The organism is Psychrobacter sp. T6-1 (genome assembly GCF_052258445.1).
Map to the genome: position 1 here is coordinate 1 of NZ_JBQQFC010000347.1, position 2,318 is coordinate 2,318.

Here is a 2,318-nt window from a genome sequence, read left to right on the forward strand (position 1 = left end):
GCGCATACAAGTATCCAAAACCCAAAAAGTGGCGATAATAAAATCCGCCTATCATAGCAGATAATGTCTCAATTGAAGCAATAGAGACATAAGCGCAGTCGTACAACAAATAAGCGGTAACATAACTTTTTAAAATGCAAAAAAAACACGATCGCAATCGTGTTTTTTTAATTATTAACATTGTGCTCAATGACTACCAATCAATATCTTTTGCTCGCCGCCGACTTTGGTCAGCTCTAAATTTTGAATAAAGCGCCCTTCAACATCGGTGATGGTGATTTGCCAGTCGTCTATTTTGACGCTCTCGCCTTCTAGGTCGCCAACATAGCCCAAAGTCTGCATCACAAGGCCACCCATCGTATCGACATCAGTATCATCAAATTGAGTACCCAGCTCATCGTTACAATCCTCTATCACAGTCGAGGCTTGTACTCGCCAAGTATTAGGCTTATCAGGATCAGGGACGATATTATTGATGTCACTGTCTTCATCAAAGTCATCGTGCTCATCAACGATGTCGCCGACGATTTCCTCTAACAAGTCCTCCATCGTAACCACGCCGCCAAAGTTGCCAAACTCATCAACTACAATCGCCATATGCACCTGCGTACTTTGTAAGGAGCGCAGCAAGGTATCAGAGCGGGCGTTTTCGCTGATGTATAGTGGCTGGCGCACTAAGTCCTTTAAACGTTTACTATCGATTTTGTCATCTTGGTCGCGTAGCATATGCACTAAAATGGGAATCAGATCTTTGGCAAGTAATATACCAATGACCGCATCATCATCTTGACTATCGAACACCGGATAGCGCGAGTGGGTAGTGTCGAGGATGATATCCATCACCTCAGCCAGACTCGTACTCTCATGGAGACCGACAACTTGCGGACGCGGCGTCATAATCTCGCGCACTTGAGTGGCAGGTAGATCCAAAACGCCCTCTAACATATCTACTGTATCAGGCTCTAAGAATTGACGCGATTGTTGAACCAAACCGATCAATTCATCACGGGTTTCAGGGGCGGTCGATAGCCAGCGTTTTAGGCCGCGCATCGACCAACTACTCGGGCTAGGTGTGTCGTCAGACATGGTGATGTGATTTAACCTCTTGGTTGATGATCTTAAAATAAGTCGTATCTAACTTAGTAGCCTTTAGTAATGGGACCTAAAGGATGTAATTACAACGAAGTAAAGGATTCTATGTGTATAACTGTAAACAAATGACGTTTTGAAATTAGCTTCACTTTATCGTAAGGCTCACCGACATTCAACGACAAATTTATCCAAATTGTATTGTCAGTGTGTTATAAACTTCATAACGTGTCAGACACATTGTCATCACCCCTTTACCGAGTTACTCAACGCTTATGTCACTACGCTCGTTTTTTACTCGTCTATTATCATATCGTACCACTGACAGCTCTACGCCTAATAAGGGGCCGGATAATCGACGCTCAAACCTGAGATGGTGGCACTATCTGGTACGGGTTTTGATTGCACTGACGCTTATCCTATCTGCCGTTTGGTTACTGCTCGCAATTTGGTATCAGTTCGGCGCGTACCATCCAATCACTTGGATGGTAACTGCTATCACCTTGGGCTTACTCATACCTTTGCTGTCGATAAAGTACTTATCAAAGCTCATTAACAAGGTGACGAATCAAGCTGGCGAGCACTCTATAGATCCCAAAAAGACCAGAAGACTACTCGCTGTTAGCTATGGCGTAGTATGGATAATCGGTCTGAGTTGGTTTTTTTCTATTGAACCCAAACAAGAGCGCGACTGGATGCCTGAGGTGAGCCAAAGGGTCACCTATGAGCGTGATATCAATAACCCTAACCTTATTACCTTTTACAACGTACGTAACTTTGATTGGCACACCGATGTCGATGCCACCGAGCGCTGGGAGACGCGAGTGGTCGATATGTCTAAACTATCTGGTATCGATGTATCCAACTCTTATTGGATGGGGCCACTGATCGCCCATACCTTGGTCAGTTTTCGCTTTGAGGATGACAAGCCGCTATCGTTTTCATTTGAGATTCGTAAAGAAGAGGGTGAGTCGTTCTCAGCGCTGGCTGGATTTTTTCGTCGTTATGAGCTAAGCCTTATTGCCTCTGAGGAGCGTGATATCATCTATACTCGTAGCAACGCGCGCGGCGAGCAGGTGTATCTGTTTCCTATTAGCCATTTGCAACGACATGAAGTCCAAGCTCTTTTTGAGTCTTATTTGACTGCTGCAGATGAGCTTAATGCCAAGCCTGCTTGGTACAACACTTTGGTGAGTAACTGCACCAATATTATCTTTTATATGGCGCGT

Annotated in this window: 2 protein-coding genes; one reads left to right on the forward strand and one right to left on the reverse strand. The window is 44.6% G+C overall.

What is annotated here, in order from left to right; all coding sequences use genetic code 11:
* Window positions 1–186: 186 nt before the first annotated feature.
* The gene (locus tag ACTXGO_RS12610; RefSeq protein WP_317200096.1) at window positions 187–1,086 is read right to left on the reverse strand and encodes a transporter associated domain-containing protein; all 900 of its coding nucleotides are present in this window, start codon (window positions 1,084–1,086) and stop codon (window positions 187–189) included.
* Window positions 1,087–1,364: 278 nt separating this feature from the next.
* Between ACTXGO_RS12610 and ACTXGO_RS12615 the strand changes: the two genes are divergently transcribed.
* A partial coding sequence (locus ACTXGO_RS12615) for an Lnb N-terminal periplasmic domain-containing protein (RefSeq protein ID WP_443574778.1) occupies window positions 1,365–2,318 on the forward strand: 954 nt, incomplete at its 3' end.

Bases quoted from the DNA above. Each gene is read 5' to 3' on its own strand.
- ACTXGO_RS12610 (WP_317200096.1), bottom strand. From the start codon at position 1,086: ATGTCTGACGACACACCTAGCCCGAGTAGTTGGTCGATGCGCGGCCTA.